Source organism: Streptomyces sp. NPDC021749 (genome assembly GCF_040640655.1).
In the GTDB taxonomy this organism is placed as follows: Bacteria; Actinomycetota; Actinomycetes; order Streptomycetales; family Streptomycetaceae; genus Streptomyces.
The window spans coordinates 1-16264 of sequence record NZ_JBFACE010000038.1 but is presented as its reverse complement, the minus strand read 5'-3'; the positions used below and the strand labels follow the sequence as shown (position 1 = coordinate 16264).

General features: G+C 68.7%; 17 protein-coding genes and 3 pseudogenes. 11 read left to right on the top strand and 9 right to left on the bottom strand.

Annotation, left to right across the window (positions count from 1 at the left end; all coding sequences use genetic code 11):
- Positions 1-94: 94 nt before the first annotated feature.
- On the top strand, positions 95-682 hold the full coding sequence (locus AB0G35_RS29365; protein WP_360955773.1) for a hypothetical protein: 588 nt from the start codon (positions 95-97) through the stop codon (positions 680-682).
- A 367-nt stretch (positions 683-1049) separates the two neighbouring features.
- Here the strand turns inward: AB0G35_RS29365 and AB0G35_RS29360 are convergent, their stop codons facing one another.
- Positions 1050-2093 (bottom strand): PP2C family protein-serine/threonine phosphatase, encoded by a 1044-nt coding sequence (locus AB0G35_RS29360; protein ID WP_360955771.1) that lies wholly within the window; start codon positions 2091-2093, stop codon positions 1050-1052.
- Positions 2094-2843: 750 nt separating this feature from the next.
- Between AB0G35_RS29360 and AB0G35_RS29355 the strand changes: the two genes are divergently transcribed.
- The 4 genes and pseudogenes from AB0G35_RS29355 to AB0G35_RS29340 form a co-directional block, all read left to right on the top strand.
- On the top strand, positions 2844-3710 hold the full coding sequence (locus tag AB0G35_RS29355; RefSeq protein ID WP_360955769.1) for a GNAT family N-acetyltransferase: 867 nt from the start codon (positions 2844-2846) through the stop codon (positions 3708-3710).
- Positions 3711-4079: 369 nt separating this feature from the next.
- Positions 4080-4409, top strand: coding sequence for a PadR family transcriptional regulator (locus AB0G35_RS29350; RefSeq protein ID WP_360955767.1), 330 nt, complete (start codon positions 4080-4082; stop codon positions 4407-4409).
- A 2-nt stretch (positions 4410-4411) separates the two neighbouring features.
- Entirely contained in the window at positions 4412-4801 is a 390-nt protein-coding gene (locus tag AB0G35_RS29345; RefSeq protein WP_360955765.1) for a DUF1048 domain-containing protein, read from the top strand.
- A 340-nt stretch (positions 4802-5141) separates the two neighbouring features.
- Positions 5142-5390, top strand: a pseudogene (locus AB0G35_RS29340) (serine hydrolase); the annotation flags it as partial.
- 187 nt (positions 5391-5577) lie between these two features.
- Here AB0G35_RS29340 and AB0G35_RS29335 read toward each other — a convergent pair.
- On the bottom strand, positions 5578-6180 hold the full coding sequence (locus tag AB0G35_RS29335) for a hypothetical protein (protein ID WP_360955763.1): 603 nt from the start codon (positions 6178-6180) through the stop codon (positions 5578-5580).
- A 241-nt stretch (positions 6181-6421) separates the two neighbouring features.
- Here AB0G35_RS29335 and AB0G35_RS29330 point away from each other — a divergent pair.
- Positions 6422-6606 (top strand): annotated as a pseudogene (locus AB0G35_RS29330) (IS5/IS1182 family transposase); the annotation flags it as partial.
- 24 nt (positions 6607-6630) lie between these two features.
- Here the strand turns inward: AB0G35_RS29330 and AB0G35_RS29325 are convergent.
- From AB0G35_RS29325 to AB0G35_RS29310, 4 genes are all read right to left on the bottom strand, one after another.
- The gene (locus tag AB0G35_RS29325) at positions 6631-7065 is read right to left on the bottom strand and encodes a VOC family protein (RefSeq protein WP_360955761.1); all 435 of its coding nucleotides are present in this window, start codon (positions 7063-7065) and stop codon (positions 6631-6633) included.
- Positions 7066-7334: 269 nt separating this feature from the next.
- On the bottom strand, positions 7335-8552 hold the full coding sequence (locus tag AB0G35_RS29320) for a PP2C family protein-serine/threonine phosphatase (RefSeq protein ID WP_360955759.1): 1218 nt from the start codon (positions 8550-8552) through the stop codon (positions 7335-7337).
- A gap of 387 nt (positions 8553-8939) precedes the next feature.
- Positions 8940-10079 (bottom strand): S8 family peptidase, encoded by a 1140-nt coding sequence (locus AB0G35_RS29315; RefSeq protein WP_360955757.1) that lies wholly within the window; start codon positions 10077-10079, stop codon positions 8940-8942.
- Between the two features lie 266 nt (positions 10080-10345).
- Positions 10346-10603 (bottom strand): hypothetical protein, encoded by a 258-nt coding sequence (locus AB0G35_RS29310; protein WP_360955755.1) that lies wholly within the window; start codon positions 10601-10603, stop codon positions 10346-10348.
- A gap of 271 nt (positions 10604-10874) precedes the next feature.
- Here AB0G35_RS29310 and AB0G35_RS29305 point away from each other — a divergent pair, with 271 nt between their 5' ends.
- Positions 10875-11813, top strand: coding sequence for a L,D-transpeptidase (locus tag AB0G35_RS29305; protein ID WP_360955881.1), 939 nt, complete (start codon positions 10875-10877; stop codon positions 11811-11813).
- A gap of 169 nt (positions 11814-11982) precedes the next feature.
- On the opposite strand, the gene sigJ is transcribed toward AB0G35_RS29305, so the two are convergent.
- On the bottom strand, positions 11983-12900 hold the full coding sequence (gene sigJ / locus AB0G35_RS29300; protein WP_360955753.1) for an RNA polymerase sigma factor SigJ: 918 nt from the start codon (positions 12898-12900) through the stop codon (positions 11983-11985).
- 101 nt (positions 12901-13001) lie between these two features.
- On the opposite strand from sigJ, the gene AB0G35_RS29295 reads away from it, so the two are divergent.
- Both AB0G35_RS29295 and AB0G35_RS29290 read left to right on the top strand, forming a co-directional pair.
- A complete protein-coding gene (locus AB0G35_RS29295) occupies positions 13002-13376 on the top strand; it encodes a hypothetical protein (protein ID WP_360955751.1) in 375 nt (124 codons plus the stop codon).
- A gap of 394 nt (positions 13377-13770) precedes the next feature.
- A complete protein-coding gene (locus tag AB0G35_RS29290) occupies positions 13771-14085 on the top strand; it encodes a hypothetical protein (protein ID WP_360955749.1) in 315 nt (104 codons plus the stop codon).
- A 354-nt stretch (positions 14086-14439) separates the two neighbouring features.
- Here the strand turns inward: AB0G35_RS29290 and AB0G35_RS29285 are convergent, their stop codons facing one another.
- The gene (locus AB0G35_RS29285; protein WP_360955879.1) at positions 14440-14928 is read right to left on the bottom strand and encodes a hypothetical protein; all 489 of its coding nucleotides are present in this window, start codon (positions 14926-14928) and stop codon (positions 14440-14442) included.
- A gap of 245 nt (positions 14929-15173) precedes the next feature.
- On the opposite strand from AB0G35_RS29285, the gene AB0G35_RS29280 reads away from it, so the two are divergent.
- A complete protein-coding gene (locus tag AB0G35_RS29280) occupies positions 15174-15713 on the top strand; it encodes a 2'-5' RNA ligase family protein (protein WP_360955747.1) in 540 nt (179 codons plus the stop codon).
- 65 nt (positions 15714-15778) lie between these two features.
- On the opposite strand, the pseudogene AB0G35_RS29275 reads toward AB0G35_RS29280, so the two are convergent.
- Positions 15779-16002: pseudogene (locus AB0G35_RS29275) on the bottom strand (ATP-binding protein); the annotation flags it as partial.
- A gap of 157 nt (positions 16003-16159) precedes the next feature.
- Here AB0G35_RS29275 and AB0G35_RS29270 point away from each other — a divergent pair.
- The coding region (locus AB0G35_RS29270; protein WP_360955877.1) for an NAD(P)-binding protein at positions 16160-16264 on the top strand (105 nt) is incomplete at its 3' end.

Sequence of the window (16264 nt, the reverse complement as noted above, 5' to 3'; positions counted from 1 at the left end):
GGATGCGATCAAGCGCAAACGGCGCGCGCGCCATCCGGAGCCGGGAGAAGTGGAGGAAACGACGGGCATCGTGTGTAACCGCTGCAAGCGGCCCATGCCCGGTGAGGGAGACGGCTGGAACGTCGTCTTCGACGCGGGATACGCGGTCGAGAATGTGTGCCCGGACTGCCAGACGGCGGAGGAGAACGCCGAGGCCGAAGTGCATGAGGCGACCCTCGACTACAGCGCGGGCCATGTGGACGAGGACGGCCGCGTCCGGTGGCCGGTGAAGGGTGCCTGGAGCAGGATCTCGACCGGAACCCACGGGGCGATGCGGGAGAACAAGGCCCTTCACCTGCTGGTCTTCCTGGAGCCCCCCGAGCTGCGCGTCGCCGTAGGGCCGCAGTCGGACGCACGGCTGAGCGGACTGTTCCGGACCGAGACGTGCAAGGAAGCCGTCCGCGAGGCGATGTCGAGCGAGGGAGCGCGGCCCGGGACCCGGGACCTCGGGTACCTGGTGGACAGTGGCATGGACACCAGCGACGTCTGGGTGGTGGAGGACCAGGCGATGGCGGCCGGAGGGAAGGGCTCGCACAAGCTGCTGGTCATCTACTCCCCGGACATCGACCCGCACCTCCTCGACGCGTTCGCGCCGGAGTACGCCGACTCGATGCGCGAGGCGATCCAGACGCAGGCGCAATGATTTCCCAGTGCAGGGCCATGATCGCGTCCGCGGAGCTTGTCGGGGTCTTGGACTCGACCTGCGGGTCATGGGCTCGCCCTGCCGGATCCGCTCGGGCGTGACACCGAGAATCCGCTGGTGTAGGGGCCACGAGCCCTGGACGGAACGGTCGGAGGCGAAGCGGCTGCACACGGCGCGACGAAGCGGCTCCACACGGCGCGACGAAGCGGCTCCACACGGCGCGACGGCCTTCGACCTGGGATTTTGCCCGTCCGTCCACCCTCCCCGGAACAAGGGTGCCCTCGGCCCTTCCCGGCCCTTCCCGGCACCCACCAAAGCTGGGAATGCCCCACGCGAGATCACCGGGTGGCTGGTGCCTGGGCCGGGTCTACTCCGAGGGTTCCCTCAGACGCACTGCGAGGGCGGCGATGTCGTCGTCCAGGCGTCCTCTGCTGTAGTGGAGGAGGTCGCGGTGAAGGGCCGTGAGCAGCTCGTGGGGCGTCGTCAGGGGCTGTCGGCGCATCCAGTCCGCCAGCGGGAAGAACCCGCCGTCGCGGGCGCGGGCCTCGGCGACCCCGTCGGTATAGAGAAGCAGCAGGTCGCCGGGGGAGAAGTCGAAGGTGTCGATGTTGTAGTGATCACCGATCAGCTCCGCGAGGTTGAGCAGCGGCGAGGGGGTGGTGGGCCCCAGGGTGCGGAGCTCCCCGCGGTTCAGCAGCAGCGGCGGGGGGTGTCCGCAGTTGAGGATCCCGATGCGCCTGCCCCCGTGCGGGATCTCGACGAGAAGGGCGGTGGCGAAGCGCTCCATCGGCCCCTCAGGGGGAAAGGCGGCGTTGTAGCGGGTGCTGCTGGCGTCCAGCCGGCGTGCGACGCTGACCATGTCGGCCTCGTCGTACGCCGCTTCCCGGAAGGAGTTGACGATCGCCGCGGCCGCCCCCACTGCCGGCAGGCCCTTGCCCCGCACATCACCGATGAGCAGCCGGACCCCGTACCGCGTGTCGACCACCTCGTAGAAGTCCCCACCGATACGGGCCTCCGCCGCGGCCGCGAGATACAGCGAGTCGATCTCGATGCTCCGGAAGCGGCGCGGCATCGGACTCAGCACCACCTGCTGCGCCGCGTCGGCGACGAGCCGCACCTGAAAGAGGGTCCGCTCCCGCTGGAGCCGGGCATGACTTCCGTACGCGGCCGCCACGGTGACCGCGATGATCCCGCCAGCCGTCCACCAGGTCCCCAGGCCCGGGAACACGAGGCTGAGGCCGAGCATCAGAAAGAGGCAGACCGTCCCCAGCAGCACGGTGGGGAGCACCGGCCACATGGCGGCGGCGAGGGCCGGAGCCGCGGGCAGGAGGCGGCTGAAGGCCACTTCCGGGGGAGTGGCGTACGCCAGGCCGGCGATGACGACGGTGAGGATCACCGGCGACAGCCGCACAAACCTCCCCCAGCCGTGGCGACGACGGGGCCGCGGCCGTCCAGACTCGATCACATCTCACAGAATATCTACGCAAAGAGGACGTAGCGCTCTGGCGGATCAGAGTCGGCCGACTGCCCCGGACCGGCTCGCCGGCTGGGGTGACGCCCCTTGTCCCGGACGACTCCGGAAGGGGCAGCGGGAGGAAACCTGCCTGACCGGCTCACTGCCCGAGCGCAGCTGCACGGCGATGGTCACGGCGCGGGCGCCCGTGACGGCTCGCGAACCTCATCGGCGGCGTCTGAATGGCCTGATCCGCTGTCTCGGTGTAGGAGACGGACACCAGGACCAGACGGCCGGCCCCGTACCCCGTGCCCCGTGCCCCGGGGCGCCGGCCGTCTGCTGCATCCGGGGGAAGGCCCTTGCCGGCGTCAGTGCCTTCCGGCTGATCAGGGACGTCCTCGGCCAGTAGAGGGAAGTCCTCGGGCGGCCCATGCAGTGGCCGGCCGGCTGGTGCGGGTCAGGCCCAACGACCGCAGCTGGGCCAGGTTGCGCGCCGCACGTATCGGCACGTCGCCAGTCACTGGTGAGTGGACACGGCTCCGCCGCGGTCATCGAGCTGCGCGCTCAGGGTCTCGAAGAGCAGCGAGGAGACAGGGAGAACGCACGAGCAGGCGAAGGCAGAATCCCGGGCAGCCGCGCGCGACTTCACCACGCCGGCCGGCCGGAAACCGGGTGCGGGCCGTCGGCGCGGTGGTGTGTGATCGGGGCATGGCGATTGTGTTGGGCAAGCCGGGACCCGACGGATTGCGCGAGGCCGTGGGCGCGCTGCTTGAGTGGCAGTACGAGGGAGCGCCGATGCAACTGCATCCGGGGGACCTGGGCTGGTTCTGGCGGTTCGGTGCGGAGGCGACGGCCGCGGCGGTCCGGACCTGGAGCCGGAACGGACGGATTCTCGCCGTCGGGCTGCTGGACGGCCCCGAGCTGCTGCGGCTGACGATCGCGCCGGACGCTCAGCGGGACGAGGAGCTGGCGCGGCAGCTGGTTCAGGACATGGTCGAGCCGGTGCGCGGCGTACTGATGGAGGGGAAGGCGTACGTGGAGGCGCCCATGGGCGCGCTGGTCCAGGATCTGCTGTACGAGGAGGGCTGGGGCACCGACGAGCCGTGGACGCCGCTGCGCCGCGACCTCACGGAGCCGGTGGAGGCCCCGGGGGTGCGGATCGAGGTGATCGGGCCGGAGCAGGCGCACGTGCGGACCGCCGTACAGCGGGCAGCGTTCGGCAGGTCGACGTTCACGGACGAGTGCTGGCACGCGATGGCGGCCGGACTGCCGTACGCCGACGCCCGGTGTCTGGTCGCGTACGACGACCAGGGCAACGCGGTGGCGGCGGTGACGGTGTGGTCGGCCGGTCCGGGCAAGCCCGGGCTGCTCGAACCGATGGGGGTGGACCGGGAACATCGCGGTCACGGCTACGGCAAGGCGATCACCGTCGCCGCGGCGGCCGCACTCCAGGAGCTGGGCTCGTCGAGCGCCATCGTCTGCACCCCGAGCTCCCATGTCGCCGCCGTCGCCACGTACAAGTCGGCCGGCTTCCAGCAACGCCCTGAAACCCGGGACCGACGCCGGGACGCCTGATCGCTCAAGCCCAGCGCCTGTGGACAACGCTCGTGATTCCTGCACCTGTTACGCAGAGGTCACGACCTCCCCGGGTCCTCCCCAAGGAGGCTCTGGCGGTCGGAGGGAGGGGGCCTCCGCGCGCGGCGCCGCCACCTTTCTGCTCTCCGGCCGAGCCTCCTACGTCACGGGGCAGAGCCTGGTGGTGGACGGTGGGCTGAGCGCGGTCTGAGATGGGGGGCGGGCGACGGCTGTTGCAGGCACGCGCTCTCTGCGAGCCCTCTTCCAGGTGGGAGCGGCGTCACTAGTCCGTCTTGCTAGGTACCGGTAGTCAGCGTTACTGTGTACCAGTAATCAGTGTCGCTGAATAGCTCAGACGGGAGGTGTTCCATGGCCAAGCTGCTGACGGAGATGCTCAAGGGCACGCTGGAGGGCATCATTCTCGTCTCCCTGTCCGGCCGGCCCGCCTCCGGCTACGAGATCACGGCACGGCTGCGGGAGCAGGGTTTCTCCGACATCGCCGAAGGGACCATCTACGCGCTGCTCATCAGGATGGAGAAGCGCGGACTCGTCGACGTGGAGAAGGTCCCGTCCGAGAAGGGGCCGCCACGCAAGGTGCACTCCCTCAACGCTCAAGGACGCGAATACCTCGAAGAGTTCTGGAGGACGTGGAGCTTCCTCACGGAACGACTGGAACAGCTCCGCGAAGGGGGCAAGTAACCATGTCCGATGGCGAAAAGAGCGGCATCATCGCGAAGTTGATCGGGCCCAAGAAGCGCTGGCGGGCGTACAAGGCGCGTTCGCGTCGGCTTCCCGAGCCCTACCGCACGGCGGTTGAGGCGATCGAGCGGCACCTGATGCACTTCGTGCCGACCGACGGCGACAGCAATGCGTCGATGTTCGAAGACCTCGCCGACCTGTTCGAGCAGGCCGCGGCGGACGGAACGCCGATCCGCGAGATCGTCGGGGAGGACCCGGCGGAGTTCGTCGAGGCGTTCGCCCAGAACTACTCGGAGGGTGGCTACGTACCCGCCCGTGCGCGGAAGCGGCTGACCGACGACATCGAGCGCGCCGCCGGTGAAGACACCGGAAAAGACGACACGTCGGTCTGACAACGACTCGGCGCCTGGTGTCCGGGGGCCGAGCACCACTTTTTCCTCGCCCGTCTGCACCATGCGGCCATCGGGGCATGCCCGGCCGGCTACCTCTCGCCGCAGGTCGGCGGCGGCCCCAGGACGGCGACAGTCGGCATCAGGGCGATTTTGGCGATGGTGGATGCCATGAACGGTTCAGTGACTGCGCCCGCAGGGCCGCGCAGTGGGCCACGCCGAGGGCGCCCCTGCACAGCCCATGAGTGCCGCGCCAGGACGGGCCCAGCAACAACCCACACCGCAACAACCCACACCGCAACAACCAACACCGTGTGCAAGGAGATTCACGATGGGAAAAGCAATTAATGTGTCACACGGCCTGGGGCAACACGGCGGCTGGGGTTTCGGGATGGCGGTGCGGACCTACCGTGGCGACTACGCGTCCATCGGCCAGTTCGGCTGGGACGGCGGATCCGGCACCACTACATACGCCGATCCGGACAAGCAGCTCGTCGGCATCCTGCTCACCCAGACCGGGATGTCCACTCCGGATTCGGCGCGGGCCATCCACGACTTCTGGGTCACGCTCTACCAGGCAGTCGACGACTGACCCGCCTCCCTGGGCGAGGTCGGTCCGGCAGACGACCTCGACCAGGCTCCAGCCTTCGACGCCTCCACGTTCCACGATCAGCTGCCTCACCCACTCAAGACGGTCGCTGACGCCGCGTCGGTGTCCGCCAACTTCCGTAACCGGCAGGCAACTTCGGATCGTGTAACGCGGAGAGCCCAAGCGGTAGCTATCCGCAGTTGTCGAGGTCTGCATCCTTGAACGGCAGTTTCCACTTCTTCGCGGCATCGAAGGTGTGGACGTGAAGTGATTCATTCACTCCGCTGATGAGCGTTGCACCTTCTTTGCTCGTGCTCTTCCATAGGCGGCCAATGGAGTCATAGAAAATCAGTTCAGTGTCTGCATTGCCCGCATCGACTCCAGCTTCCGGGTGTTTGCCGGTGAATTCGTACGAGGACTTTGAGCAGGCTTTCGCCAGATCGAAATCGTAGCCGTACTTGATTCGCCCGCTCTTCTTGTCTTTTACGATCAGGGCGGTGCGATAGGCGGGCGTGAGGCCCCTGTTTTCGACCGTGACCGAGAGGAGTTTTTCGCCCTCGGTGTCGAAGTTCCAGTACCAAAAAACTTTTGAGGCTGCCTCCAGGCCGGCCTTGTGCTCGCTCTCGCGCTGGTCGAGATAGGTGACAAGCGAGAGTACGAGAGCCGGAAGTGAGAGAACCACGCCAAGAGCTGCCGTGAGGGAGCTGATGCGCTGATGCTTGGAGGACTCTTCTGCGGTAGCGCTTTCATCGGCGCGTGCCCTCCTTGATTGGGCCAAGAAGTTTCCGCGCACTCTCTGGCGCAACCGTCGTGCGGAAGGGGGTGAGGGTCGAGGCATGCTGCATTGTTAACGGTTGAAGTTTCTCCTCTCTTTGGTTTCGCTCACGGCGAAAAGGGCATCAGCGGGTCGAGGTAAAGAGGGAGGAGGTATGAGGCTCTGAGGTGCCAAACCCGTTTCGCTGTACGAACGTGACGCCACGGCAGCTCGCCCCGCTCTTCGGGGGGCGAAGTCGGCCGCAGCGACGTCACCCGACCGGCAACCGGTAACCGGCAACCGCAACGACCGCAAGGCGCGGCAACCGTCCGGCGCGAAGGCCGCCGTCGGCCGGACCACGGTCATCGCGGACGGCGGCCATCGGGCACCGGCCTGGTCATCCCGCATCGCCGCGAACGCGGCCCGACCGAACTGCCTGCATGGAGGGCGGAGCAGCGGGAGACGGCTCCCCACCTCACCGGCTCGTGCTCAGTCGAGACAGAACTCGTTGCCCTCGATGTCCTGCATCACGATGCACGACTCGTTGTCGCCGTCGGCAAGCATCGTTCGTAGGTGTACCGCCCCGAGCGCGACAAGTCGTGCGCACTCGGCCTCCAGTGTGGCGAGGCGCTCATCACCCACCAGTCCCGTGCCGGCCCGCACGCAGAGATGCACCCGGTTCTTGACGATCTTCCCTTCGGGAACGCGCTGGAAGAGCAGTCGCGGGCCCACACCCGAGGGATCACTGCACGCGAAGTAGGTGACCTGCTCCTCAGGAGGCAGCGACCGGTGGTAGTCCTCCCAACTGGCAAACCCCTCCGGGACCGGCGGTACGACGTATCCCAACACCTCGCACCAAAAACCGGCGAGGCGCGCAGGTTCTGCGCAGTCGAAGGTGACTTGGAACTGCTTGATCGATGACATCGGCGCACCATAGCAGGGGGACTCTGGTGCTCATCTACCGGTGTGGATCCGCATGTTGTCGGGATACGGCCCCCGGCCCGCCGCCGCTGTGAGGTGCGGTCGAAGGGGCGACCGAAGTCGAGGCAGCGCAAGCAGGACGTGCCAAATGCCGGTGTGGGTGGTCGCGTTCGTCATCGAGCAGCTTCGAGGTGGCCGCTGAGGTGCCGGCCGAGTACCTGATCCGGCCAGGAACGGCGTACGAACACAGCGAGGCTCGGGGCACCACCGCGTCACCGGTGCTGCGGACGCCACTCGAAGAGCAGGATGGTCGCGTCGTCCCGCAGTTGATTGCGCTGGTAGTCGAGGATGGCGTGGGTGAGCAGCCGCAGCACCTCGGCCGGGAGCTGACCGGCGGCGGAGGAACGGATGATGAAGTCGGTGAACCGGTCGAGGCCGAACTCCGCACCGTCTGCGTCGCGCGCCTCTACGACACCGTCGGTGTAGAGCAGGACGCAGTCACCCGGTTCCAGCGTTGTCTCGTGGACCTTCCGGGCTGCCGGGGTGAGTTGGCCGGCCAGGCCGAGCGGAGGCTGCGGGGGGCTGTCCAGCACGCCGTCGAGCACCCGCTGGGCACGGATCAGCAGCGGCGGCGGGTGACCGCAGTTGACCCATTGCAGCACCCCGGTGACCGCGTCGAGCCGGCACAGCACGCCGGTGCAGAAGTGGTCGGGAAGCCACTGGGCGAGTGCCTGGTCGACCGAGCCGACGACGTCGGCCAGGTCGCCACCGCCGCGGCGGGCGTTCCGGGCCGCCGCCATGGCGACCGAGGTGGTCAGACCGGCGACCAGATCGTGACCCATGGAGTCGATGATCATGGTGTGCAGCACGTCCTTGACCACCGAGTGGTCGTAGGCGTCACCGGCGACGTCGTATGCCGGTTCCAGGACGGCGGTCGAGACGCACCTGCTGCTGCCGACGGTGTGGGGCGGCAGGAAGGCCCGCAGCATCTCGGTGGGCAACCGCATCGTGGTGGTGCGGGCGAGACCGGCGAGCCAGTCGCTGTAGGCGCGCTTGGAGGTGATCAGCATGGCGAGCAGATGGGCCAGCATCCGGCTGCGGCGCATCCGCACCCCGTTGAGCGAGCCGGACCGCACCGCCAGCACGCCCAGCCGCTCCGCGCCGTCCACCAGAGGCAACCAGACGAGCACACCGTCGTCGGCCTCGGCCACCCGCGGCGAGACCGTGCGGTACGCCCAGCCGGCCGACGAGCGGTCGACCGGCAGCGGATCCATGGCTTCATCGAGTGGGATGAGCAGCTGTTGTTGCAGGTCGACGAGGTAGATCAGCGCAGCGTCCAGGCCGAGGGCCGAGGCGCAGCGGTTCGCCAGAGCGGGCAGTTCGAAGGGCAGGGCCGTCTGCGCCTCGACGATCAGCTCTTCCAGCCGGTTCTCGTCGACGGCTGTGTCTGGACCAGCGGATGCGTGCGGTAGGTCCGACACGGGGATCATCCCTTCTGTGCCCACTCTCCCACCGATCCCAATCTCTCACGTCAGTCATGATCGCGCCGGGCACGGGCCGCGGCGAGGGCGGGAACGGCGGCCAGGGGCGGCGAGGACGGGAGCGGCGGTCAGGGACGGTGAGCTGAGCTCGACCGGGTACCCCTCGTGCGCCGGCCACCATCGGTCGGGCGGTCCTCCCGTTGCATATGGCATGCCCATGCCCATGCCCGTGCCTTGACGCAGGCCCGTCTCCGGCCAGGGACCGGTGGCTTCCGCAGGAGGCGGACCGGGACGGAGTGTTGCCCCGCAGCGCCGCGCGACGTGCGCCCGCCATCCCAGTCAGGCGCGGGGCTTGGGTGCCTGGGCGACCGGGGTGGCCGGGGTGGCCGGGGCAGGCTAGAGACCGCCGGTGTTGAGCAGCCGGTTGGGAGTGTCGGAGCGGACGCCGCGTACGACACCGCGGGTGGCCGTGTGGTCGAGCCAGAGGTGGACCTCGTTGGCCGTGGCGTGGGGGTGTGCCGACAGGTACAGCGCGATCACGCCCGTCGCATGCGGCGCGGCCCAGGACGTCGCGCCGTCGTTCTCCGTGGCCGTACCGCCGCCGGCGAGGGCGGCGGTCACCTTCTGGCCGGGGGCGTACAGGTCCACGCACCGCCCGTACCCCGACCCGTAGGAGCCGCCGTCGCTCCATACGCGGTCGTTCGAGGTGGAGGCCGCCACGACGATCGTGCCGGGGACGCCGGCCGGGGAGTGCCGGCAGGCGTCGTCATGGAAGTTGCCGGCCGACACCACCGTCGGGATCCCGGCGTCGACCATCTTCTTCACGGCGGACTCCAGGGCCGCCGACCGGTGGTCGAGGTTGAGCGACATGTTCACCACCGCAGGCTTCTGCGCGTGCGCGGTGACCCACTTGACCGACTTCACCAAGGCCGCCTCGGCCGCCGACGGGGAGCCACCGCCCTCGCTCTCGCACTGGATGCCCTGGACCCGTACGAGCTCCGCCTTGGGCGCCACCCCGTACCTCGTCCCGCCGATGATGCCCGCGACGAACGTGCCGTGGCCCATCCCGTCCTCGCTGAAGCAGTCACCGGAGTCCTTCGCGCCCACGAAGTCGGCGCCGAGGCGGGCGCGTCCGCCGAACTCCTTGTGGGCGATGTCCATCCCGGTGTCGATCACATAGACGTGCACGCCCTTGCCCGTGGCGGTGGTGGTGAACTTCCCGTTCAGCGGCCGCGACCGCTGGTCCAGAATGTCCAGGTTCCACGGCACGTGCCGGGTGAGGGGCGACGCCGTGGTCTGCGTCATCCCGGCCAACTTCCCCAGGGTGCCGGGAGACACCGGCGCCGAGTCGGACGACGCCCCGACCCCGGAGGGCGCCGTGGGCTTCCCCTGCCCGTGCACGGGGCGCGTTGCGCCGCTCCCTCCGGCCGCCGCGCCGGCTTCCCCGCTGCCGCAGGCCGAGGCCCCGAGCACCGTCGCCATGGCCACCACGATGAGACCGGCCTTCGTCACGTTCCGCGCCACAATGTCCCCCATATCCCTGCTTCGTGCACAGTCAGCGCACAAGACGACCACAAGGGGCGGGCGGTTCCGGCAGGGCGTGCGGGCGCGGCGGATCGGGAGCGCTCCGCCCGGCGTTGACCGCGCCGCTCGTCATGGCCAGGGACACGGGATCCAACCCCAGTTCCTGGGCTGGGGTGTGCCCTACGGGGATCAGCGACCCGGGCAGCCGGTCCCCTGACACGAAAAGGCCGTCGGACCCGCGGTTCCGACCCGCGGGTCCGACGGCCTTTCCAGGCACGTCAGTTGGTGACCATCCGGCGGGTGGATCCGCTGGACGGCGCGAAGCCGATGTCGCCGTTGTAGTTGCCGGTGATCACGTGTGTCCCCTTCGACAGGGGGTTGAACTGGGCGCTGGCCCGGCCGTTGACCAGGGAATGGGTGTCGGTGCCGGTCGAGGCGGCGAAGCTGACGTCCCCGGCGTAGGCCGCCGAGATGGTGAACGGGCTGCCCGTGGTGCCGCTGTAGGTGTGGGTGACCGTGGCGATCCCGCCGGACACCGGTGCGGTGGCGGAGCCGGTGCGGTCGCCGAAGGTGAAGGTGACGGTGCCGGTCGGAGCGCCGGGTCGGCCCTCGGCGCGGTATCGGGTGCAGCAGGCACCAGATCACCCGGCCGAATTTGGGACACGTTTTACGCGACACACGCAACTGGAGCCCGACCCTCATCCGTCTGACAGGGAGTCGGGCCCGTCAGGGCCGAAGAGCGAGAGAGCGGGGCAGATCGTGGGGCGGCGCAAGGGCGGCATAGGGATCGCACTCGTCACGGGAGCGATGCTGGTGGGCGCGAGTGCCTGTGACGGGGGCGATGGTGACAAGGCCGGTGGGGACGACGCAAAGGCACCGGGCAAGCCGAGTGCGAGCGCCTCGCCGTCACCGACGAAGCCCGCGGGCCCGCCGATGCTTCTGGACACCATCACCCCGCAGACGGGAACCACGGTCGGCGTGGCCATGCCGATCTCGGTGGTCTTCACGAATCCGGTGGCGGCAAAGGCACGGGCCACGGTGGAGAAGCACATGAAGGTGAGCGCCTCGCATCCGGTGGCCGGCGCCTGGCACTGGTTCGGCGACAAGCGCGCCGACTGGCGACCGAAGACGTACTGGCCCTCCGGCACGAAGGTGAAGATCGACGCTGACATGAAGGGCATCAGCAACGGCAACGGACGCTACGGCGTGCGCAACTACACGCACACCTTCAAGATCGGCGACGATGTGCGCGCGGATGTCTCGGTGACCGGCCACACCATGAAGGTGACCCGGAACAGCAAGCCGGTGCGCACCCTGTCGATCAACGCGGGCAGCGCTCAGTATCCGACGTGGAACGGCACGATGGCCGTCATCGACAAGCAGGAGAAGGTCCACATGACCTCCTGCAGCGTCGGCATCAGCTGTGACAAGGGCAGCCCCAACTACTACAACCTCACGCTGCCCTGGGACATCCACCTCACCCAGTCCGGCACCTACGTGCACTACTCCACCGGCGACCCCAACCCGGGCAGCGGAAGCGCCCGCGGCTCGCACGGCTGCGTCCACCTGTCCATGTCGGACGCCAAGTGGTTCTACGGCCAGGTCAAGCAGGGGGACCCGGTCACCATCACCGGCTCGCCCCGTGCCAAGGCACCGGCCGACAACGGCTACGCCGCCTTCAACCTGGGATGGGACCAGTGGCTCGCGGGCAGCGCGTCCGGACAGGGGACGACCGCGACACTGTGACCGCCGCTGCCACCGCCGCATCCGCAGACCGGTGAACGTCTCACCCGCAGCGATGCGGCCCTCAAAAACCCACGCCTGCAAGGGAAATTACTCCCGCCGCACGCTGGGATCGCAGCCGTCTACGACACGGAGTCTTCTACGACACGCAGCCGTCGATGACACGCTTCAGCTAACCCTGCCGCGCCCATGGCCGTAGCTTCTCCGGGTTGCGGACCGCCCAGATCCGGGTGACGCGCCCCTCAGAGACGTCGAACGACGCCACGGTCAGGACGACGCCGGCACGCTGGGCCACCAGGCCCGGCACACCGTTGACCGAGCGCTCCAGGAGTTCGAGCCCCGGAGCCTTGTCGGCAATGGCGACCATGTACTGGGCGATGCGCGCGCCGCCCTCGACCGGGCGCAGGACGGTGCCGACCATGCCGCCGCCGTCGGCGGTCATCACGGCAGCCGGGTCGAGGAGACCGACGAGGGCTGCGATGTCCTTGGCCTCCCATGCCTCCTTGACGTGTCTCACCACGTCGGCCCGGCCGGTCGCCGTCACCGGAGTGCGCGCGACGCTGACCCGCCGCCGGGCGGAGGCCGCCAGCTGCTTGCAGGCCGCCGAGGTCCGGCCGAGGACGTCGGCGATCTCGACGAAGGGGTACCGGAAGACGTCGTGCAGGACGAACGCCACCCGCTCGGCGGGCGTCATCGACTCCAGGACGACGAGGAAGGCCATGGCCACCGACTCGTCCAGGACGATCTGGTCGGCGGGGTCCGGAGGGCCGGTGGGGTCGGCGCCGCCCGCGGGCCCCCACTCGGTGCGGTCGGGCAGCGGCTCGGGCAGCCACGCACCGACATAGCGTTCCCGGCGGGCCCGTGCCGAGCCGAGCAGGTCCAGGCAGATGCGGCTGGTCACCGTCGTCAGCCAGGCGCCGGGGGAGCGGATCTCCTCCTGTCGGCTTCGTGTCAGCCCGTACCAGCGTGCGTAAGCGTCCTGTACGGCGTCCTCGGCCTCGGTCACCGAACCCAGCAACCGGTAAGCAACATTGATCAGTTGGCGTCGCTCGCCGACTACCTCATCGGCGCTGGTCCCGACAGTCCCCATGCTTCCGGCCGCCCCCTCGCCTTACCTTTCGCAGCCCCGCGTCGTCGGGCTGGTGAGACCTTATCGATCTGCTGCCCGAGGGCGGAAAAGGGGACTGTGACATGGCCACCCAGGTGACGACGACGGCGAACGCGCAGCGCGGCTTCCCGTTCCTGCGGATCGCGATCGCGCTGCAGACCCTGACCCTCTTCCTTCAGGCGGTCTCCGCCGGGCTGCTGCTGACCTCGTCCTACGGAGAGACGCTGCACAGCGTCGGAGCCCGTGTGATGTACGGGGCGTCGATGCTGTACGTGCTCGCGGCGGTGCTGGCATGGAAGCCGGGCGGCGGGTCGCCCCGGCCCGTCTGGCACGCGTCGGGTTTCCTCGTACTCGCCTCGGTCCAGGTCGTGCTCGGCATCGCGCACGTCCCGTCGGTCCATCTCCCCCTGGGCGTCTTGATGTTCGGGCTGAGCGTGCTGGCACTGGCCCGCCGCTGACCAGCGCGGGGGGCGACGGTCCCGGCCAATACGCCGCAGTCCGGTATTGACGGCAAGTTCGCTGATCGGGGCCGGTGCCAGCTGTCGGGCCGCCGGGCGGAACCGCACACACACCCGGTGCCCTGACGGTGCAGCACACCGCGCACCACGCCGGGACATGGTTCAGCCGCAGACTGTGGAGCGAGGATCTCGCCGACATGATACGGACCGTTGGCAGGCTCGCTGACCACGAGACCCGCTGCAAGGATCGGTGATCGGTGCAGGCTCCGGGCCCTGATCGGCCGACGACTTCGAGTGGTGAACTGGAGGCCGTTGTCGTGCCCTTGTAAGGTCGTGGCGGGTCAATCAACGCCGTGGCGTGTCCGCACGCCCCTGGAGCATGGGAGGGGCACAGATGGTCTTGTCGTCGTTGGTGCTGTTGTTGGGCTTGGGCGTGCTGGTCGCGATCGTGGTCGTGATCGCCGTGATGGTGAGCAAGAGCGGCAGGAGCGCGCAGCCGCCGGCGGCTCCCGGGGGTTGGAATGCGGCCCAGGGCATGCCGAACCAGGTGCCGTATCCGCCCGCCCAGCAGCCCGGCCAGGGGTACCCGCCGGCGCAGCAACCGGGAGCGCAGGCGTATCCGCCTGTCATCCCTCCCGGGCAGCCGCCGCAGAACCCCGGACCGTACGGCGCCCCACCGCCCCAACAGCCGCCCTATCAGGGGCAGTAACACCCGAAGATCACCGATGACCGGCCGTGGAGCCTCCGCGGCCGGTCGACGGGTTTCAGGGGCATGTGTTTACGCAGGTTCAGCGGCGCGCGAGGCTCAGCGCGCGGTTGCGCGATGGGCGTCTGTAGGTTCTGTGGCTGCCGTCATCGGCGAATGACCGGCACTGGCCGTACGGCCAGCCGGCTACCTGCCGGCCGTCTCGTACGCACGAAGGACGATTTCGTCGGCCATCGGGGAGTGCCGCAGTACGCGCCGACGTGTCCGGTAGACCATGCTCTGTCATCCTAGGCGGCTACGCCGTGCCGTCCACACGCGGAGATACGGGGGGTGAGCACTCGGCCAGGGGCGGGTCGCTCAGTCGTCGGCGATCTGCAGGGCCAGCGCGAAGTGCTCACCGTCCGTCCCTGCGAGCAGGCTGTCGAACAGAGGGGTGAGCCCGTTCACTGCGCCGCATTCGGTGTCGTGATTGGTCCACCAGCTGCCCTCCGGTCCGAGCAGGGACACCACCCGGTCCGCCGCGCGCTCGGCGGCCTCGGTCGGCAGGTGCCGATGGTCCGGCCAGACCAGGTCGACGGCCGCGACCTGGGCCAGGAACGCGGCGGCCTCGTGCCTCTCCACCGGTTCCAGGGCGGCGCAGATCTCCCGGACGGGCGGCGGGGCGTACTCGGGCAGAAAGCGCCGCCATGCCTCGTCCGCCGTGACCACGACCAGCAACGCGCGAATCTGAGCCGCCAGCTCGGGCAGATCGCATTCCGGCTCGGTGAACCGCCCGGCCGCCACGTACACCCGCATCGGCGTGGACAGCTCTGCCAGGCCCGCTTCCAAGCCGGCCAGAATCCCCATGGACGTCACAGCTGGATTCTGCCGTACGCCCCTGCTCGCTCCGCGACCCGCACCCGGGCCAACGGGCACCGTGTTCTGCATGGTCGGTTCGACGAGGCGTTTGTAGCAGCAGAGGGCAGCGGCGAGGCCGAGGGAGGCCTGTGCCTGGTCGTTGGTGGGGATGTGGCTCGCAGCGGGGATTGCTCATGAGCGCGGAGGTGTGATGAGTGCTGTCATCGGCTGCTGAAATGGCAGCATGCCGTGTCATGACAGACGACAGCACGAGCAAGTTTCAGGCGGGGCAGACGGGACTCATCGTCAGGATCCCAGGCGCAGAGCCGGCCGTCCGCGCCTGGCGTGAACGGTTCGATCCGTCAGCCCGAGCAGGGGTTCCGGCACATATCACGGTGCTTTTCCCGTTCCTCGACGAGAGCCGAATAGATGCACGTGTCTGCTCGACCCTCGCTGATCTGCTCGGCAATCACCATGCCTTTGACCTGCGGTTTGAGAGCTGTGGGCGGTTTCCTGGAGTGCTGTATCTCGCGCCTGAGCCAGACGTGCAGTTGCGGCGGCTCACTGAGGTGATCGCTGACCGATGGCCCGAGGCTCCTCCCTATGGCGGCCAGTTCACCGAGGTCGTGCCCCATCTGACCGTCGCTGACGGTCAGGACGATGCAGTCCTGGATGAGATGGAGGCCGACCTGCTCAGCAAACTGCCCTTCACGTCCCGGGTCTCGTCCGTCGACCTCCTGGTGCATGACGGCGTGAAGTGGCATGAGCAGGCGTCGTTCGCACTCCGTGAATGAACGGGCCCGCCCCTGAGCTTGGCTGATCCGCCGCGACGGGCAGCGGATCAGCGTAAAGGCGCCAGTCAGTCGGCTTCGACCTGCTCAGCTCGGGCCCGCGTGCCGGCCAGGCGATAGGGGTCGGTCCCGGTCCCGATGACGGTGCCTTGAAGGTGAGTCGGTCGACGATGGCCGCGCGGAGACGTGGGTCGGTGAAGGCCTTGGTCCCGTAGCCGTAGGGCTCGGTGGAGGCGTTGGCGACGCTGTTCTTCTCCTCGCGCTCGGTCAGGACCTGGAAGAGAAGTCTCGATGATCACCCAGGTGATGCCCTGGCCGCCCGCACGTATTGGCGGGCCTGTCGGTGCGATGTCGGCGGCTTGCCGGTGGTTTGTCTGCGGGGGCTGGCATTTTTCTGGGGATCCTGCTGGGTGCCTGTCCGGCAGGCGTACCACACGCAAGGAATCACCATGACCAATGACGTCACGATCATCGGCGCCGGGCTCGGCGGCCTCACGCTCGCCCGCGTCCTGCACGTCCACGGAATACCGGCCACGGTCTACGAGGCGGAGCCC